15 protein-coding genes are annotated in these 17180 nt (G+C 30.7%); 11 read left to right on the forward strand and 4 right to left on the reverse strand.

Translation table 11 applies throughout. The annotated features are described in order from the left end of the window. Positions 1-131 precede the first annotated feature (131 nt). Positions 132-1178, reverse strand: coding sequence for an aminotransferase class I/II-fold pyridoxal phosphate-dependent enzyme (locus tag Q8S45_RS10600; RefSeq protein WP_305604506.1), 1047 nt, complete (start codon positions 1176-1178; stop codon positions 132-134). Between the two features lie 6 nt (positions 1179-1184). Next, positions 1185-2195, reverse strand: a complete 1011-nt coding sequence (locus tag Q8S45_RS10605) for a dipeptide epimerase (RefSeq protein ID WP_305604508.1) — start codon at positions 2193-2195, stop codon at positions 1185-1187. 215 nt (positions 2196-2410) lie between these two features. Between Q8S45_RS10605 and Q8S45_RS10610 the strand changes: the two genes are divergently transcribed. Further along, positions 2411-4804, forward strand: coding sequence for a T9SS type B sorting domain-containing protein (locus Q8S45_RS10610; RefSeq protein WP_305604510.1), 2394 nt, complete (start codon positions 2411-2413; stop codon positions 4802-4804). Between the two features lies 1 nt (position 4805). Here Q8S45_RS10610 and Q8S45_RS10615 read toward each other — a convergent pair whose 3' ends face one another. Beyond that, positions 4806-5609 carry an HAD family hydrolase gene (locus Q8S45_RS10615; protein ID WP_305604512.1) on the reverse strand — a complete coding sequence of 268 codons (804 nt, stop codon included), beginning with the start codon at positions 5607-5609 and terminating at the stop codon, positions 4806-4808. Positions 5610-5747: 138 nt separating this feature from the next. Here Q8S45_RS10615 and Q8S45_RS10620 point away from each other — a divergent pair, with 138 nt between their 5' ends. Together Q8S45_RS10620 and Q8S45_RS10625 are read left to right on the forward strand one after the other, a co-directional pair. Then, positions 5748-7034: a DEAD/DEAH box helicase gene (locus tag Q8S45_RS10620; RefSeq protein WP_305604514.1), complete on the forward strand. Its 1287-nt coding sequence runs from the start codon at positions 5748-5750 to the stop codon at positions 7032-7034. A gap of 150 nt (positions 7035-7184) precedes the next feature. Next, entirely contained in the window at positions 7185-8795 is a 1611-nt protein-coding gene (locus tag Q8S45_RS10625; protein ID WP_305604516.1) for a M28 family peptidase, read from the forward strand. A gap of 119 nt (positions 8796-8914) precedes the next feature. Here Q8S45_RS10625 and Q8S45_RS10630 read toward each other — a convergent pair whose 3' ends face one another. Beyond that, positions 8915-9643 (reverse strand): NYN domain-containing protein, encoded by a 729-nt coding sequence (locus Q8S45_RS10630; protein WP_305604518.1) that lies wholly within the window; start codon positions 9641-9643, stop codon positions 8915-8917. 112 nt (positions 9644-9755) lie between these two features. Here Q8S45_RS10630 and Q8S45_RS10635 point away from each other — a divergent pair, with 112 nt between their 5' ends. The 8 genes from Q8S45_RS10635 (at position 9756) to Q8S45_RS10670 (ending at position 17158) form a co-directional block, all read left to right on the forward strand. Further along, complete coding sequence (locus Q8S45_RS10635) at positions 9756-10223, forward strand: GNAT family N-acetyltransferase (RefSeq protein WP_305604520.1); 468 nt, start codon at positions 9756-9758, stop codon at positions 10221-10223. A gap of 72 nt (positions 10224-10295) precedes the next feature. Then, positions 10296-11180 (forward strand): dienelactone hydrolase family protein, encoded by an 885-nt coding sequence (locus Q8S45_RS10640; RefSeq protein WP_305604522.1) that lies wholly within the window; start codon positions 10296-10298, stop codon positions 11178-11180. Positions 11181-11215: 35 nt separating this feature from the next. After that, positions 11216-11794 (forward strand): HutD family protein, encoded by a 579-nt coding sequence (locus Q8S45_RS10645; protein ID WP_305604524.1) that lies wholly within the window; start codon positions 11216-11218, stop codon positions 11792-11794. 26 nt (positions 11795-11820) lie between these two features. Then, positions 11821-13467: an amidase family protein gene (locus Q8S45_RS10650; protein WP_305604526.1), complete on the forward strand. Its 1647-nt coding sequence runs from the start codon at positions 11821-11823 to the stop codon at positions 13465-13467. Between the two features lie 89 nt (positions 13468-13556). Beyond that, positions 13557-13790 carry a VF530 family protein gene (locus Q8S45_RS10655; RefSeq protein WP_305604650.1) on the forward strand — a complete coding sequence of 78 codons (234 nt, stop codon included), beginning with the start codon at positions 13557-13559 and terminating at the stop codon, positions 13788-13790. Between the two features lie 104 nt (positions 13791-13894). Further along, a complete protein-coding gene (locus Q8S45_RS10660) occupies positions 13895-14956 on the forward strand; it encodes a sensor histidine kinase KdpD (protein WP_305604528.1) in 1062 nt (353 codons plus the stop codon). An 80-nt stretch (positions 14957-15036) separates the two neighbouring features. Beyond that, positions 15037-16275, forward strand: a complete 1239-nt coding sequence (locus tag Q8S45_RS10665; protein ID WP_305604530.1) for a DEAD/DEAH box helicase — start codon at positions 15037-15039, stop codon at positions 16273-16275. A 13-nt stretch (positions 16276-16288) separates the two neighbouring features. Continuing rightward, a complete protein-coding gene (locus Q8S45_RS10670; protein WP_305604532.1) occupies positions 16289-17158 on the forward strand; it encodes an esterase family protein in 870 nt (289 codons plus the stop codon). Positions 17159-17180 lie beyond the last annotated feature (22 nt).

Here is a 17180-nt window from a genome sequence, read left to right on the forward strand (position 1 = left end):
ATTGGATAAATGAAAAAACTCAAATCCAAAATGCAAGTAAAGTCAGGTCGTTTAAAGGTTTAATTGTACATATATTTGGAAAACTTGCTGCTTGTTTTTTAAAGCCAATTGTTAACCCTTAATTCGCATTATTAATTAAAAGGTAATGATAAATTTTGATTTAATATTCTAATTAATTTGTTTAAATCCTTTTTGGTGTGATTAGCCGTAATAACTATTCTATTAATTTTGTTTTTTGAAGTTGGGTATTTAAAACTTGTTATCACAATATTTTTTTCTAGTAAAACATTAAATAACCTATCATTTTTACAATATATAACAGGATAATTTATGTTGAATAAAAGCCCTTTTTTTTGTATTAAATTTTTATGTATGAACTCTAAATTTTGTTTTAATTTTTCCCTTTTGTGTTCATATAATTTATATGCTTGTGAAAAAGTTTCGATATAAGCTGGATTTGCTCCAGATGCCGTAATAAAGAAGGATGTTTTTTTTATTTCTTTAATAAATTTTTTGTCACTTGCAATTATTCCGCCAGATAATCCTAGGCCTTTTCCTAAAGATGAAACTAAAATTTTTCTATAAAATTTTTTTTCACCTTGTATGGAACTAAAAATTCCACAACCCTGTTTTCCAATAATACCCAAACTATGAGATTCATCTATAACCAATGTTATTTTTTTGGTTGGTGAAATAAGCTCTAAAAAATCGAAAGATGTTGTGGTTACTTCCGTAGATAAAATTGCGTCAGCTGTTATAACAACTTCTTCAACTATATTATTTAGTAAGGCATCGTCTAATTTTCCATGAATAAATAAGGGTTTACTATTTGTACAAATAATAGCTGGATGTGATTTTGGATAATGATATAAATTTTTTATGTTTTTAGATAAATAATCTACAGTTAATCTTCCAGCCAACATACCAGATGATACTGTTATGGCAGCTTCAGAACCTATAAAAAGAGAGAATTCTTTCTCTGCTTTTTTATAAACCGATAATTTTACATTAGATCTGCGAGAACTTCCGCAAAAAGTTCCCCATTTTTTAATATTATTACTTATTAATTTTTGAAATTTCCTCTCGCTAGCCAATCCTAAATAAGAAGTTCCTCCAAAATATAAATATTCAATATCATTTACCTTAATTATTCTATCAGGAAAATTTTCAACATTCATTAGCCATTAAATTAAGGAAACCCCAGTACCATTTAGTTTACTATAACTTACTATACCGTTTTCAATAGTTACCCCAGTTGCTATGTCTTTAGCTAATAACAGTGCACCATCCATATCTACATAATCTAATATTGGTAATAAGTGAGCAATTGCTGAAATTCCAACAGACGATTCTGTCATGCAGCCAACCATAGTTTTCATTCCAAGTTCTTTCGCATGCAATAACATTCTTTTACCAGATGTTAAGCCACCACATTTTACTAATTTTACGTTAACCCCATGAAAATGATGGTGACATTTTGCTACATCTTCTTCAATTTGGCAAGATTCATCTGCAATAATTGGTAATACAGAGTTTAAAAAAACAAAACGTTGCCCATCCCAGTCATCTGCATTTAATGGCTGCTCTATAAATTCAACCCCCAATTTTTTCAACTCAACCGCATTGTTAATCGTTTCGTTAACACTCCAACCGCAATTGGCATCTACCCTAAAAATAGCATTAGTATGTTTACGTAGTTCTTTTATTATTTTAATGTCATCATTAGTTCCTAATTTAACTTTATAAATAGGCCAAGGTTTCTCATTTAGTTTTTCAATCATTTTGTCAATTGAATCAATCCCAATAGTATAATCAGTAAGTGGATTATTGGATGTTTGTAATCTCCAAAATTCATATAATTTCAATCCCTTTTTACGTGTAAATAAATCATTATAAGCTATGTCCAAAGCGCATAGGGCAAACATGTTCTTTTTAAAATAAGGATGTAATTTTTGCCAAAAGTCTTCAGGAGAACAATGGTTAGAATCTTCAATTACCGATTGGACTTTAATGATGTCATCAATCATTTTTTGAACAGTTATTTCATAATATGGATTGGATGTTGCTTCGCCATAACCTATAAAACCATTATCGTGCAACTCAACAATTAAAGTAGGTTGTACATTATAAGATTCTCTTGAAATGGTAAACGTGTGTTGTAATTTTAACTCGTATGGTTTTAAGACTATTTTCATAAAAATTGATTAAGCAATAAAAGTACTAAAAAATGAATATTTTACACTTAAATATTTATGAAATAACTTAGTATACCTTTTTGACATTTTTTTAAATGTTATTACAAATTTTAACCCGTTTAAGGTTCAAACATTTTAATGAAATGATATAGAAAATTAAACACCTTTTTAAAACTATTGCTTATTTTTACCACTATAATTAGTTATAATTTTTAATGCTTTTTAAAAAATACATACTGTTATTAACGCTTCTAACTTTCTTTTTTTTAGGACCTAAAAGTTGGTCTCAACTTAATATTACTGTTAATGGTGATCAAACTTATTGCCCAACAACAGAATTAAAAGTTGTGCAATCTTTTAATATTCTTGATCCAAGTAATACGGCAATTTTTGAGATTTCAATACAAATTTCTACGGGATATGTGCAAGGTGAAGATGTGTTGATTTTTAAAAATCCTACTTCACATCCAAATATAACACTAGTTCCTTTTTCAGTATCACAAGGAAAATTAATTTTAAAATGGTCTGGAACCCCAGCAACAAATTATTCCGATTTAATAGCTGCGGTAAACGATGTAGTTTATAAAAGCAATGGTTTAAATCCATCTGGAGTTCGTTTATTTTCTATAACCATTGGTTCAGCAATTAGTTATTTACCATTAACAGACCATTATTACGAATATGTACAAAATATTGGAATCACTTGGAACGCTGCTAAAATTGCTGCAGAAAATCGTACTTATTTTGGGTTAAAAGGATATTTAGCTACTATTACCACGGCGCAAGAAGCTCAATTATCTGGTGAACAAGCGGCGGGTGCAGGATGGATTGGTGGTAGCGATGCCGAAACAGAAGGTGTTTGGAAATGGGTTACAGGACCCGAAACTGGTACTATTTTCTGGAATGGTGGAATTGGCGGATCTACTCCAAATTTTGCTTTTTGGAATTCAAATGAACCCAATAATTTAGGAGATGAAGATTATGCCCATGTTACAGCACCTGGCGTAGGGATAAGAGGTTCTTGGAACGACTTAACCAATAATGGTAGCACCTCAGGTGATTATCAGCCAAAAGGGTACATTGTTGAATATGGGGGAACAATTGGCGATCCTGTTATAAATATTTCAGGTAGTTCAAAAATCACCAATCCAAAAATTAATTCATATACCGAAAATACAGTATGTGCTTCAGGGAGAGTTACTCTTACAGCAACTCCATCTATAGGAACTATTGTTTGGTTTAGTAATTTAACAGGTGGTGCTCCACTATTTTCGGGTAACACCTTTACAACACCTATCATAAATTCAACAACTACGTATTATGCTTTAGCATCTGTAAATGGCTGTTTATCGGGGTCCAGAACACCAATAACAGCTATGGTTACCATACCTCCAACTATTACATCGGTTAGTAATAAAACCATTTGCGAATCTGGAAGTGCCATACTAACTGCCCAAGCATCTAATGGAACCATTTTTTGGTATGCAAACGCAATAGGTGGTACGCCTTTAGGAAGTGGTCTAAGTTTTACAACACCAACTCTGAGTATTACTACAACGTATTATGTTGAAGCTGTAATTAATGGTTGTGTTTCAACCACCAGAACCGCAGTTATTGCCACGGTACAAAAAACGAATGCCCCAACAACTGTTAATCCTATTCAGGTGTTTTGTGAAGGTGAAAATGCCAGTATTCAGCAAATTACAATTAATGGGAGCAATATTATTTGGTATGCTTCAGCAAATGGAGGAACTGCTTTAAATTCATCCGAAAAATTAAAAACTGGAACAACATATTATGCTTCTCAAACTGTTGCAGGTTGCGAAAGCATAGTAAGACTTCCTGTTCAAATAATTATAAACCCTAGCCCTATTTTTAAAGTTAATTCATCGGCCTTTTTATGCAAAAATATTGGAGAAGTTCTTTTAACGACATTTAATGCTTTAGAAAATTACACTTATCAATGGTTTAATCAAACAAACACTTTAATTGGCACTCAGCCATTTTTAACCGTTACAAATGGCGGAACTTTTACCGTGATTGCAACCAATAGTTTAAATTGTAAATCGGTTCCAAAACAAATTACAGTATCTGAATCTGAAATAGCACTTCTAACTAGTAATTTAGTTTCTATTAATACTGATTCTGAAAACAATATTGTTACTATTTTAAATGGAAATACTTTAGGAATAGGTGATTATGAATTTAGTATCGATAATCCTTTAAATTATCAAGATGAACCTGTTTTTAATAATGTTTTTCCTGGTGAACACATTATTTATGTAAATGATAAAAATAAATGTGGGGCAACAAGTTTAAAATTTTCTGTTTTGGGTTTCCCAAAATTTTTTACTCCAAATAACGATGGTTTCAACGATTTTTGGCAAATAAAAGGGCTTTCTTCTTCGTATAATGCTATTAGCCCACTTTATATTTTTAATAGATTTGGAAAATTAATTGCAACACAAGACTTAACATCTAAAGGGTGGAATGGTGTTTTTAATGGGGTCGAATTACCTTCAGATGATTATTGGTATACGGTTCAGTTAGAAGATTCTGATGGCAATGCAAAAGTTTATACTGGTCATTTTAGTTTAATAAGAAGGTAACTTAAAACAGCTCTCTCAGTATTTTAGACACTCCATCTTTTTTATTAGATTCTGTTATTCTATCAGCAATTTTAAGTACTTCTTTGTTTGCATTTGCAACAGCAACGCCAAGCCCAACCGCTTTTAACATTTCAATATCGTTGTAATTATCGCCAAAAGCTATTACACTTTTTATAGAAATTGCTGGATAATAATTTTCTAATAACCATTCAATCGCTGTTTTTTTTGAGATGGATTTGTGAGAAATTTCAATATATGTTGATTTAGAACGGTATAAAATAATTTCGCTAGAATACTTTTCTTTTAAGAATTTATATAAAACATCTATCTCCATTTTATCTCCCATGCACATAATTTTATGTGCTCCTTTTCCTTCTTTTTCCCATTGATATAAAACCTCGGTGTTCGATTTTACGATGGGTTTAACTTTGGTATTGTTTACCTCTCTTTTTGCCCAATAATCCATAGAAGGAACATACCATTCATTAAAATGATATAAACTTAAATGGATGGATGTTTTTTTGCACACATCAATTATGGCAGAAAGTACCATATTTGAAATAATGGTAGATTGTAAAACAGTTCCATCAACTATTACCAAGCCACCATTATAAGCAATTAACGGAGTTGTAGTGTTTTTAAATTGCTGCTGTAAGTGCACCATTGCAGCAGGCATACGAGAAGAAATAAGTACAAAAGGGATAGGAGAAATACGCTGTACTTCGGCAATTGTGAATTCAGATAATTCTCTATTCTTATTTAAAAGTGTACCATCAATATCGGAACAAACTAATTTGTAAGTCATCTTCATTTTTTTTCAAGCGCAAAAGTAAGCAATTCAATACAAGTAGTTCTATTCAATTTAAAAGACCAATTTCCTTCTTTTTAGGCAAAAAGTCAAATCAAAACATTTAACCTACCTTTGCCCCCTTATTTTAAACACATGACATTTACACAATTAGGTATTATAGAGCCAATCCTTAAAGCGCTTAAAGACGAAGGTTATACACATCCAACACCAATTCAAGCCCAATCGATACCCATTTTATTAAAAGGAAACGATTTGCTTGGTTGTGCACAAACTGGTACAGGTAAAACTGCAGCTTTTACAATTCCTATTTTACAACACTTATATTTAAATAATTCAGGACCCAGAGGATATCGAAAAATTAAAACACTTATTGTAACACCAACAAGAGAGTTAGCGATACAAATTGCCGATAACATTACGCAATATGCAAAATACACCGATTTAAAAAATGTGGTGATTTTTGGAGGTGTAAAACAAGGTGGACAAACAGATTCTTTGCGAAGAGGTACCGATATTTTAGTAGCTACACCAGGCAGATTGCTAGATTTAATCGCTCAAGGATTTATCACTTTAAAAGACATCGAATTTTTTGTGTTAGATGAAGCCGACCAAATGTTGGATATGGGTTTTATACACGATATAAAAAAAATAATTGCAAAATTACCTTCAAAAAGGCAATCGTTATTCTTTTCTGCTACTATGCCATCATCTATCATTGAATTGTCGGGTAAAATACTTGGTAACTACGAACAAGTTACGGTAAAACCAGAACAACCAACTGCCGATAAAATTGAACAAGCCATTTATTTTGTGAGCAAGAATAACAAACCAAAATTATTGGTTCATATAATTAATGAAAATCCAACTTCATCGGTATTAGTTTTTTCACGAACCAAACATGGTGCCGATAAAATTGTAAAATTTTTAGATAAATCTCATATTAAATCTGCAGCCATACATGGAAATAAATCACAAGGAGCCAGACAGCGTGCATTGGGTAATTTTAAAGATGGCGTTTCCAATATTTTAATTGCTACAGATATTGCTGCAAGAGGTATAGATATTGACGAATTATCGTTGGTAATTAACTTTGATTTGCCAAATATTTCTGAAACATACGTGCATCGTATTGGAAGAACTGGGCGTGCAAAAGCTAGTGGAATAGCTCTTTCATTTTGTGATTTAGAAGAAAGAGCGTATTTAAAAGATATTCAGAAATTAATTAGACAAGATATTCCAGTAGTTGAAAATCATCCTTTTTTAGTGGATGAAACAGAAATAATTCCTGCCACCGAAAAACTTTCAAAAAATCAAAAGAAAAAGAAAAAACCACATCTTACCCATCATAAACCTAAAGAAAAAGAAACTACAGGGGAACAAAAGCACAGAAAACCATTTTCAAATAGACGTAGGTACTAAATTAATTACATCAAATAATTTAAATTAGCAATAAACATTTTCCACTTTTCATTTTAATTAAGCAACTATATTTAAGTATATTTGATTGAGAAATCAGATGCCAATTTGTATTTCTTAATTTGTATTTTTATAACGAAATAACTGTAAAAAATGAAAAAAATTAGTGTTCTATTAATCGGTTTGATCTTATTCTCTTGTGGTAAAAATTCATTGAATGAAACTGAGGCGCTTGAAAGCTTTTCTGAAAAAGACATTGAAAAACATGTTAAAATTTTAGCTTCAGACGATTTTATGGGTAGAAATCCTTTTACTGAGGGTGAAACAAAAACCATTAATTATTTAAAAGATGAATTTACAAAACTTGGTCTAAATAGTTTTTTTCAAGAAGTTCCTTTAATTCAGGTAACAGGTGAACCGAGCGATAAATTAATTATAAAAAAAGGAAACACGAATTTAACCTTAGCATTAAATAATGACTTTGTTATTTTTTCAAGAGTTCAAAAAGAAATTGTTGGGATTGATGGTTCCGAATTAGTTTTTGCTGGTTATGGTATTGTGGCTCCTGAGTATAATTGGAATGACTATAAAGATATTGACGTAAAAGGTAAAACAGTTGTTGTTTTGGTAAATGATCCTGGAATTATAACTGGAAATAAAGACTTTTTTAAAGGAAATACCATGACTTATTATGGTAGATGGACGTACAAATACGAAGAAGCGGCAAGACAAGGAGCAAAAGATTGTATAATAATTCATGACGATAAAGGAGCTGGGTATAATTTTAGTGTCGTACGTAATGGGGCTACTTTCTCAAAATTGTATTTACAAAGTGAAAATGGATATAAAGAACGCTGTGAAATTGAAGGTTGGATTACTACTGAAGCAGCAAAAAAACTTGTTTCTTTTTGTGGATTTGATTCTAAAATAATTGAAAAAGCAGCAACTCTAGATCATAAATCGACCTCATTGGGAGCAACTGCTACCACTTTTATTAAACAATCATTTGTTTCAAAAACTTCTAATAATGTATTTGGATATTTAGAAGGAACAGACAAAAAAGACGAATTGATAGTTATTTCTGCACATTGGGATTGTTTTGGTATTGGTCCAAAAGTTAATGGAGATTCCATATACAATGGAGCTATTGACAATGGAACTTCACTTGCTTGGATGCTTGAAACTGCAGAAGCTTTTACAAAATTAAAGAAAAAACAATCGAGATCTATTTTGTTTTTTGCACCAACTGCAGAAGAAGCTGGTCTTTTAGGCTCTTCTTATTACACCGAAAATCCGATTTATCCATTGGCAAAAACTATTGCAGTAATTAACAACGATTTAATGTTTCCTTATGGCAAAACAAAGGATGTTATGGTAACTGGTTATGGCCAATCTGATTTGGACGATTTATTAGAAATAGAAGCTAAAAAACAAGATCGATATTTGTTGCCAGATCCAAATTCACATACTGGAATGTTTTTTAGGTCTGACCATTTTAGTTTTGCAAAAGAAGGAGTTCCAGCTTTATTTGCAAGAAGTTATCATGACCATTATGAAAAAGGAAAAGAATGGATGCGCGCTAAAGAAAAAGAATACCTTTCAGATAAATATCATAAAACTACTGATGAATTTGAAGAAGATTGGGATTTATCTGGGGTTGTTTTAGACAGCCAATTATTATTTAATTTAACCTATAACTTATCCAATTCTAATACCTATCCTAAATGGAAAGAAAGTTCAGAATTTAAGAATGTGAAAAGGTAAATAAAATTCGATTTGTCAAACTATGCTTGTCGAAGTTGATGCTGATTATGAATTAAATAATATATTTCAACAGACTCAATATGACACTAGATTTTACCTTATAAACAGCTTCGTATAGCTTATTTATTTCGAACGTAAATTAATTTAAAACGCCCACTTGTACTATCTCGTTGATCAATTTCAAATTGTTTTAGCGATTTAAACAGTGGTGTTAATTTTTCAAATCCAAAATTACGAGCATCAAAATTGGGTTGTTTTTTTAAAATTAATGAGCCTACATCTCCCATAAAAGCCCAGCCGTCGTCATCAGCGGCATCAGAAACTGAATTTCTTAGTAACTGAATTACTTTTGGTGTAATTTTATCCAAACTTACTTTTTTCTGTGTTCTAATTCCGTCATGATTATCGTCTTCGGTTTCTAAAATTTCTAAATAAATAAATTTATCACAAGCCACAATAAATGGGTTCGGAGTTTTCTTTTCTCCAATACCATAAACCACTAATCCGGCTTCTCTAAGTCGTGTTGCTAATTTAGTGAAATCACTATCTGATGAAACCAAACAAAAACCATCTACTTTTTCAGAATATAGAATATCCATAGCGTCAATAATCATTGCAGAATCTGTTGCATTCTTACCTGTGGTATAACCATATTGTTGAATTGGTGTAATGGCATTTTCTAACAAAATATTTTTCCATTTAGACAAATAAGGATTCGTCCAATCACCATAAATACGTTTTATTGTTGGAGTTCCATATTTGGTAATTTCCTCCATCATTTCTTTAATGTATTTTGAGGGAATATTATCACCATCAATAAGCACTGCTAATTTTATATCTTTTATCATATTTTTTAATCTAATTTATAAAGATACAGAAAAAGTGAATACTTTATAATCCACAAACTGATAATAGGTATCTTTAATGAATTAATTTTCTAATCAGACCACCATCAATAATATGCCAAGAATACTAAGAACAAATTCTGAAAACAACGATTTTATTGCGCTTGTAAAACAGCTCGATGCAGATTTAGCCATAAGAGATGGAGATGACCATTCTTTTTATGCTCAGTTTAACAAAATTGATACAATTAAGAACGTTATTGTGCTTTATGAAAATGGAAAAGCAGTTGGTTGTGGTGCTCTCAAAGAGTTTGACTCCTATACTATGGAAATAAAACGAATGTATACCATTTCCGATAAAAGAGGTGAAGGAATTGCATCCAAAATTTTAAATGAATTAGAGTGTTGGGCGACTGAGTTAAAATATTCAACTTGTATTTTGGAAACAGGATTTAAACAACCTGAAGCCATTAGTTTATATAAAAAAAATGGATACCATATAATTTCTAATTATGGTCAATATGCTGGTATTGAAAATAGTGTGTGTTTTCAAAAGGTATTAAATAGTTTGAAAATAAGTTAATATTCTAATTAAAATCATTAAAATTGTAATTAAAAATACCTGATAAAAGACCAACCTTTAATTATTTCTATTATGAAAAAACTAAAAAAAGAAGACATTAAACAAGAAGTTTTTGATTTATACGACGATTATGCTCATAGTAAAATTGATAGAAGAATATTTATTGAGAAACTATCGCTTTATGCAATTGGCGGAATTACCCTTCCATCACTTCTCAGTTTTATAATGCCAAACTATAAGAATGCTATTGTTAAACAAACCGATCCTAGATTAGAAACTGCATACATAACATATAATTCACCTAACGGAGGAGGAAATATTCGAGGTCTTTTAGCTAAACCTTTGGATGTTAAAAATAAATTACCAGGAATTATTGTTGTTCATGAAAATAGAGGACTTAACCCGTATATTGAAGATGTTGGTCGAAGAGCTGCTTTAGAAGGTTTTATTACTCTTTCACCCGATGCTCTAACGCCACTTGGTGGTTACCCAGGAAATGATGACGATGGAAGGGAATTACAAAGAAAAAGGGATCGTAATGAAATGCTGGAAGACTTTATTGCTGCATACGAATACCTTAAATCTCATAAGGATTGTAATGGGAAAATAGGTGTTGTAGGTTTTTGCTTTGGAGGTTGGATTGCAAACATGATGGCGGTAAAAGTTCCTACTCTAGGTGCTGCGGTACCATTTTATGGCGGACAACCAACAAGTGAGGAAGCCGCTCAAATAAAGGCCCCATTAATGCTTCAGTTTGCCGGGTTAGATACCCGAGTAAATGAAGGATGGCTCGCTTTTGAAGAAGTGCTTAAAGCACATAAAAAAGAATATATTGTTCATTTTTACCCTGAAGTAAATCACGGTTTTCATAATAACACAACACCGAGGTTCGATGAACCTGCTGCAACTTTAGCCTGGGACCGCACCATCACTTTTTTTAAGAATAAATTGAAATAAATTCATTTGATTTAAAATAGAAATCGGTTAGAATTATGGAACTTAAAATCATTCCTTCGGAGAATTATAAAATAAATAAATGGTCTGGAGGAACCACAAAACAGCTTTTCATTTATCCACAAACATCCGATTATAAATCTCAAAATTTCGATTTTAGATTAAGTACCGCCACTGTTGAAACCGAAATATCAGAATTTACGTTGTTGCCAAAAATTTCAAGAAAATTGATGGTTTTGGAAGGAGAAATCGTGATTAATCATGAAAATAAATATTCAAAACAACTTAATAAATTTGATGTTGATACTTTTGAGGGAGATTGGAAAACAACTTCAATTGGTACTTGCACCGACTTTAATTTAATGACAACTAAAAATACAACTGGAGAATTATCTTCTGTAATAATAAATAAAAAACAAAAATTAGATTTTCAACTTGAAAGTAATTGGGAATGGTATTTTGTTTATGTTTTTAAAGGAAAGGTACGGATTCTTATAAATAAAGATCTTCAAATTATTAAAGAAGGAGATGTATTGGTAATTGAAAAACCCTTAAATTTATTTCTACAAATTTTGAGTATTGAAAATTGCGAATTAGTAGTTGTCAAGATTCTCTAAAATCATCAATATAAAAATAGTATTCAATGAAAAATCTAATTTTAGTCTTATTATTCTTAACGGCTGCTTGTAAACCTGTTCAAAAAACGGTTATTCCTCCATGGGTTTCCAATGATGAAACTGAAGAATTGGTAGAAAGTTCTACGCATGAGGCTAAAAATATGAGATTTAAACTTATCCAATCGAAAATTTTGGATAAAAATGATATTTGGAAAAATATAGAAACTCAAATAGCTGATTTTAAGATAGAAGATTACCAAAGGTTAAAATCTTTCATTTTAGAACAGGATATACCAACAATTCAAGCACATATTAAATCTGGTGTTCTTACATATAAGCATTTAACTCAATGGTACTTGTTTAGAATTGTAAAATTTGAAAACGACAAAAATAAAACTCTGAATAACATTATTGCTGTTAACCCTAACGCTGTTAATGAAGCCATAAAAAGAGACAAAAACAAATCAGCACAAAATCATCCTATTTTCGGGATGCCTATCATCATAAAAGATAATATTAATATGGCAGGTTTGCCAACAACTGCTGGAACACATTTATTAAGAAACAATAGAACAACATCAAATGCTTTTATTATAGATAGAATAAAAGAAAAAGGTGGTATTATTTTGGCAAAGTCTAATTTAAGTGAATGGGCTAATTACCTTTGTTCAGGATGCCCTAATGGATACAGTGCCGCTGGTGGTCAAACATTAAATCCCTATGCTAGAAAATTATTTGACACTGGAGGATCAAGCTCTGGAAGTGGCTCAACAATGGCTGCCAATTATGCTACAGCATCAGTTGGAACAGAAACCTCTGGCTCTATTCTTTCTCCGTCAAGTGCCAATTCCATAGTAGGCCTTAAACCAACAACTGGTTTATTAAGTAGAAACGGAATTGTTCCATTATCAAGTACTTTAGATACGCCTGGACCTATGACAAGAAACGTAATTGATTCAGCAATTCTTCTTTCTGCAATGAGTGGTGAAGATCCTGAAGATGCTGCAACTAAGAACAATCCAAAAGGTAAAAATTATTTGGAAGAATTAAAAAATGGAAGCCTAAAAGGAGTTCGGTTTGGTGTAAATAAAAGTTTGTTAAAAGATTCAATATATATGCTGAATATTGAAAAAATAATTGCTTTAGGTGGTATCGCAATCGAATTTGAACCTGAGCAAATAAACTTTGATGGTTTTGGTGCTTTACTTAATGCCGACATGAAAATTGATCTTCCAAAATATTTAAATAAATATGCTTCGAATGAAATAAAACTTTTTTCAATAGCTGATATAGTTGATTACAACAAGAAAGATTCGTTGCTAAAAATTCCATATGGACAAGCGCGTTTTGAAGGGATTTTGGCTGAAAAAATTAATGATGAAGATTTAAGTCTATTAAAAATAAGACTGCATGAAGAAAGTGTTTCCTTTTTTGAAAAACCATTGGTTCAATTTAATTTAGATGTGATTTTATCTATAAATAACAGAAATGCAGGTTATGCTGCAGCGGCCAATTACCCTTGCATTACAATTCCAATGGGATATGAAAAAACAGGAAAACCAATAGGTATTACAATTATAGGTAGACCATATGAGGAAGATAAAATTTTGAAAATTGGGTATGCTTTTGAACAAGCAACAAAATATAGAAAATTACCAGAAAACTATAACTAATTTGAAATGAATTGAAATAGAAATTGGGAATTAATTTTTTCTAAAATAAAAAGTTGATTTATCAATATTATCTTATTTTTGCTGAATCTATGACCGAAGAAACCAATATAAAACCACAATCTAACGATCCTTTGCACGGAGTAAAGTTAGCAGAAATAATGCAATACCTAGTATCTATATATGGTTGGGAAGAACTTGGTGCAACTATTAAAATAAATTGTTTTTTAAGTAATCCTTCTATAAATTCTAGTCTTAAATTTCTTAGAAAAACACCTTGGGCAAGAGCCAAAGTTGAAGCGTTATATTTGAAATCAATTTCTTGAAAACAAGCTATTTATTAAATATTCTTTAACATTTAACCTCTTTTTTTAAAATTCTAATTTGATTATTTCTGCCTATATTCGCGTTATCGTTGAACAACTTTTTTATGTCTAGATTTAAAAAATTTGAAAATAATTATACCGTTACATTATTTTCATTGATTCTATTAATTTTTATTGGTTATTTAGATTACCTTATAGGTTCAGAAGTCTCGCTTTTAATAGCATATTTAATACCAATTATTTTAATCTCACAATACCGTAATTCTCAAATAAAGTTGTTATTTATTAATGCGCTATTTGCATCGATAATTTGGTTTATCGTTGATAATAATTTACGGCATTATACTAATTTATTTAATCCGATTTGGAATGCTTTTGTGAGGTTTTCAATTTTTATGATTATTGGTCTTTTAATTCTATCCCTTAAAGAAAAATACAAAAAGGTAATCCAATTAAATGAGGATTTAAAAAATATAAATGAAGAGAAAAATAAATTTATAGGGATAACAGCGCATGATTTAAGAAATCCAATAGGTGCTATTTTCTCATTTTCTAATTTGTTATTAGAAAATTATTCTAAGGAAATTGATGGGAGGGGTATAAAAATGCTAACTTATATTAAAGACTTAAGTAATAACTCTCTCCTTTTGCTTCATGATTTATTAGACGTTTCAAAAATTGAATCTGGCACCATTAACCTATGTTTAAAAAATGAAAATTATATAGCTTTTATTAATGAACAGATAAATTTGAATTTAATAATTGCCAAAAAAAAAGACATTAATATTAAACTTGATGCTAATGAAAGTGAAATTAATTTTGAATTTGACAAAAATTATTTAAGTACCGTAATTAATAACTTGCTTACAAACGCTATTAAGTTTTCTTATCAAAACAGTGAAATTATTATTAAAATTTCAAAAACAAATAATCAAACAATCAAGACTGAAATTATTGATGAAGGACAAGGAATTCCAGAAAATGAACAATCTAAATTGTTTAATTATTTTCAAAAAACAAGTATTCAGCCCACAAATGGTGAAGTAAGTACCGGTTTAGGACTCGCCATTTCAAAAAAAATTGTAACTCAACATAAAGGGATTATTGGAGTTAGTAGTGAATTTGGTAAAGGCTCTAATTTCTATTTTGAATTACCCCTAAACTAATAATAGCTCCGTTTTGCTATCCTAAATAAGTGCATCTAAATAATTGTACCTTTGCAAAAATCTTGTTTTAAACAAAAAATATGCAATTCAAAGACTTACAGCTAAATAAACCTATTTTAAAAGCACTTTTAGAAGAAGGATATGAATTTCCAACTCCGGTTCAGAATCAAACTATTCCATTGGTATTAGCTAAAAAAGATGTAATTACCACTGCTCAAACAGGAACAGGAAAAACAGCCGCTTTTGCATTACCTATTTTACAAATGTTATTTGATAAGCAAGATTCAGGAAAAAAAGGAAAAAAAATAAAAGCTTTAATTGTGAGTCCAACTAGAGAGTTGGCCATACAAATTCAGGAAAGTTTTAAAGTTTACGGTAAATATATTAATCTAAGAACAACCGTTGTTTATGGAGGAACTTCCATTGAACCTCAAAAAGATGTATTAACAAAAGGGGTTGATATTTTAGTAGCAACACCGGGTAGACTATTAGATTTACACAAACAAGATTTTATTAATTTAGACTATATAGAAACTTTAGTGCTTGATGAAGCAGATTTAATGCTGGATATGGGTTTTATAGATGATGTTAAAAAAATTGAACGATTGTGTCCAAAAAACAAACAAATCTTATTGTTTTCAGCTACTATTCCAGCAAAAGTAGTTGAACTTGCAAATACCATTTTAAAAGATCCTGAAACGGTGAATGCAACACCATCATCGTCAGCCGCTCAAAACGTAAATCAATTATTGTTTTATGTAGGTAAACAAAATAAAATGGAATTGTGTTTGCATTTATTAAGAAATACTATTAATGGAAATATTTTAATATTTAGACGAACCAAAATGGGGATTTCGAAATTAGAAAAAATGTTGAAAAGCAATGGTTATAAAATAGATAGTATTCATGGCGATAAAACTCAAAACGACCGTGAAAATGCACTGGAAAACTTTAAAGAAGGTAAAATTAATATTTTAATTGCAACCGATGTTGCTGCTCGTGGAATTGATATAGACAATTTAGATGCCGTAATAAATTTCGATATACCTAGTATTTCTGAAACCTATATTCATCGAATTGGGAGAACCGGTAGGGCTGGTAATTCTGGAGAAGCATATTCATTCTGTTCAGCCGACGAAAAACCATATATCAAGGGTATTCAACAATTAATAAATACGGTAATTCCTATTGAAGAAAATCACCCTTTTGTCTTAGATCCTAAAGCAAAACGTGAAATTCATAAAACACCTGGGAAAAGTAAAAATAAACCAGGACGTAAATCTGAAGCTTCAAAAAAAAATAAAAAACGTTGGTACTAAAAATTAATTAATTATGAAAAATTTATTAGCTGTTATATTTTTAAGTTGCTACACCATTTTTAATGGATTTTCGCAAACAGGAAAGGTGTTTGATAACTTAACAATGAAAAGTGAAATTTTAAAAAGTGAACGCAAATTTGCGGTATATTTGCCGCCTGATTATGAAACTTCAACAAGAAGTTATCCAGTTCTATACTTATTACACGGAATGGGAGATGACCAAACAGGATGGATACAATTTGGTGAAATTTTACGCATTACAGACAAATCTATTTTAGACGGAACTGCTACTTCAATGATTATTGTAATGCCCGATGCAAATACAACTCGGATTGGATATTTTAATTCTATTCATGGAGATTGGAACTACGAAGATTTCTTTTTTGAAGAGTTAATGCCACATGTGGAGAAAAAATATCGTATTAAAAGTGAAAAACGTTTTAGAGCTATTGCCGGACTTTCAATGGGTGGTGGTGGTTCATTTATGTATGCAATGCATCGCCCTGAATTATTTTCATCTGCCTGTCCGTTAAGTGCTTACGCTGGACCATTAACCATTGATGACACTAGAGAGGTTTTAGCAAAATATTTTAATACTACTAACTATGATGAATCTAAATTAAAACCATATTTTGAAAACCACAATGCTGTTTCATTGATTGAAAAAATGGAAGTAGAAAAACTTAAATCTATTCGTTGGTATATTGATTGCGGTGATGATGATTTCTTATATGAAGGAAATAGTTTGGTTCATATTGCCATGCGAAAAAAAGAGATTCCGCATGAGTATCGGGTTAGAAATGGAGCACATACTTGGACTTATTGGCGAGAATCGTTGCCAGAAGTTTTGTCTTTTATTTCAGAAACTTTTCATCAACATTAAATAAAATAAACCTTGATCTTGT

The organism is Lutibacter sp. (genome assembly GCF_030692605.1).
Taxonomy (GTDB): Bacteria; Bacteroidota; Bacteroidia; order Flavobacteriales; family Flavobacteriaceae; genus Lutibacter.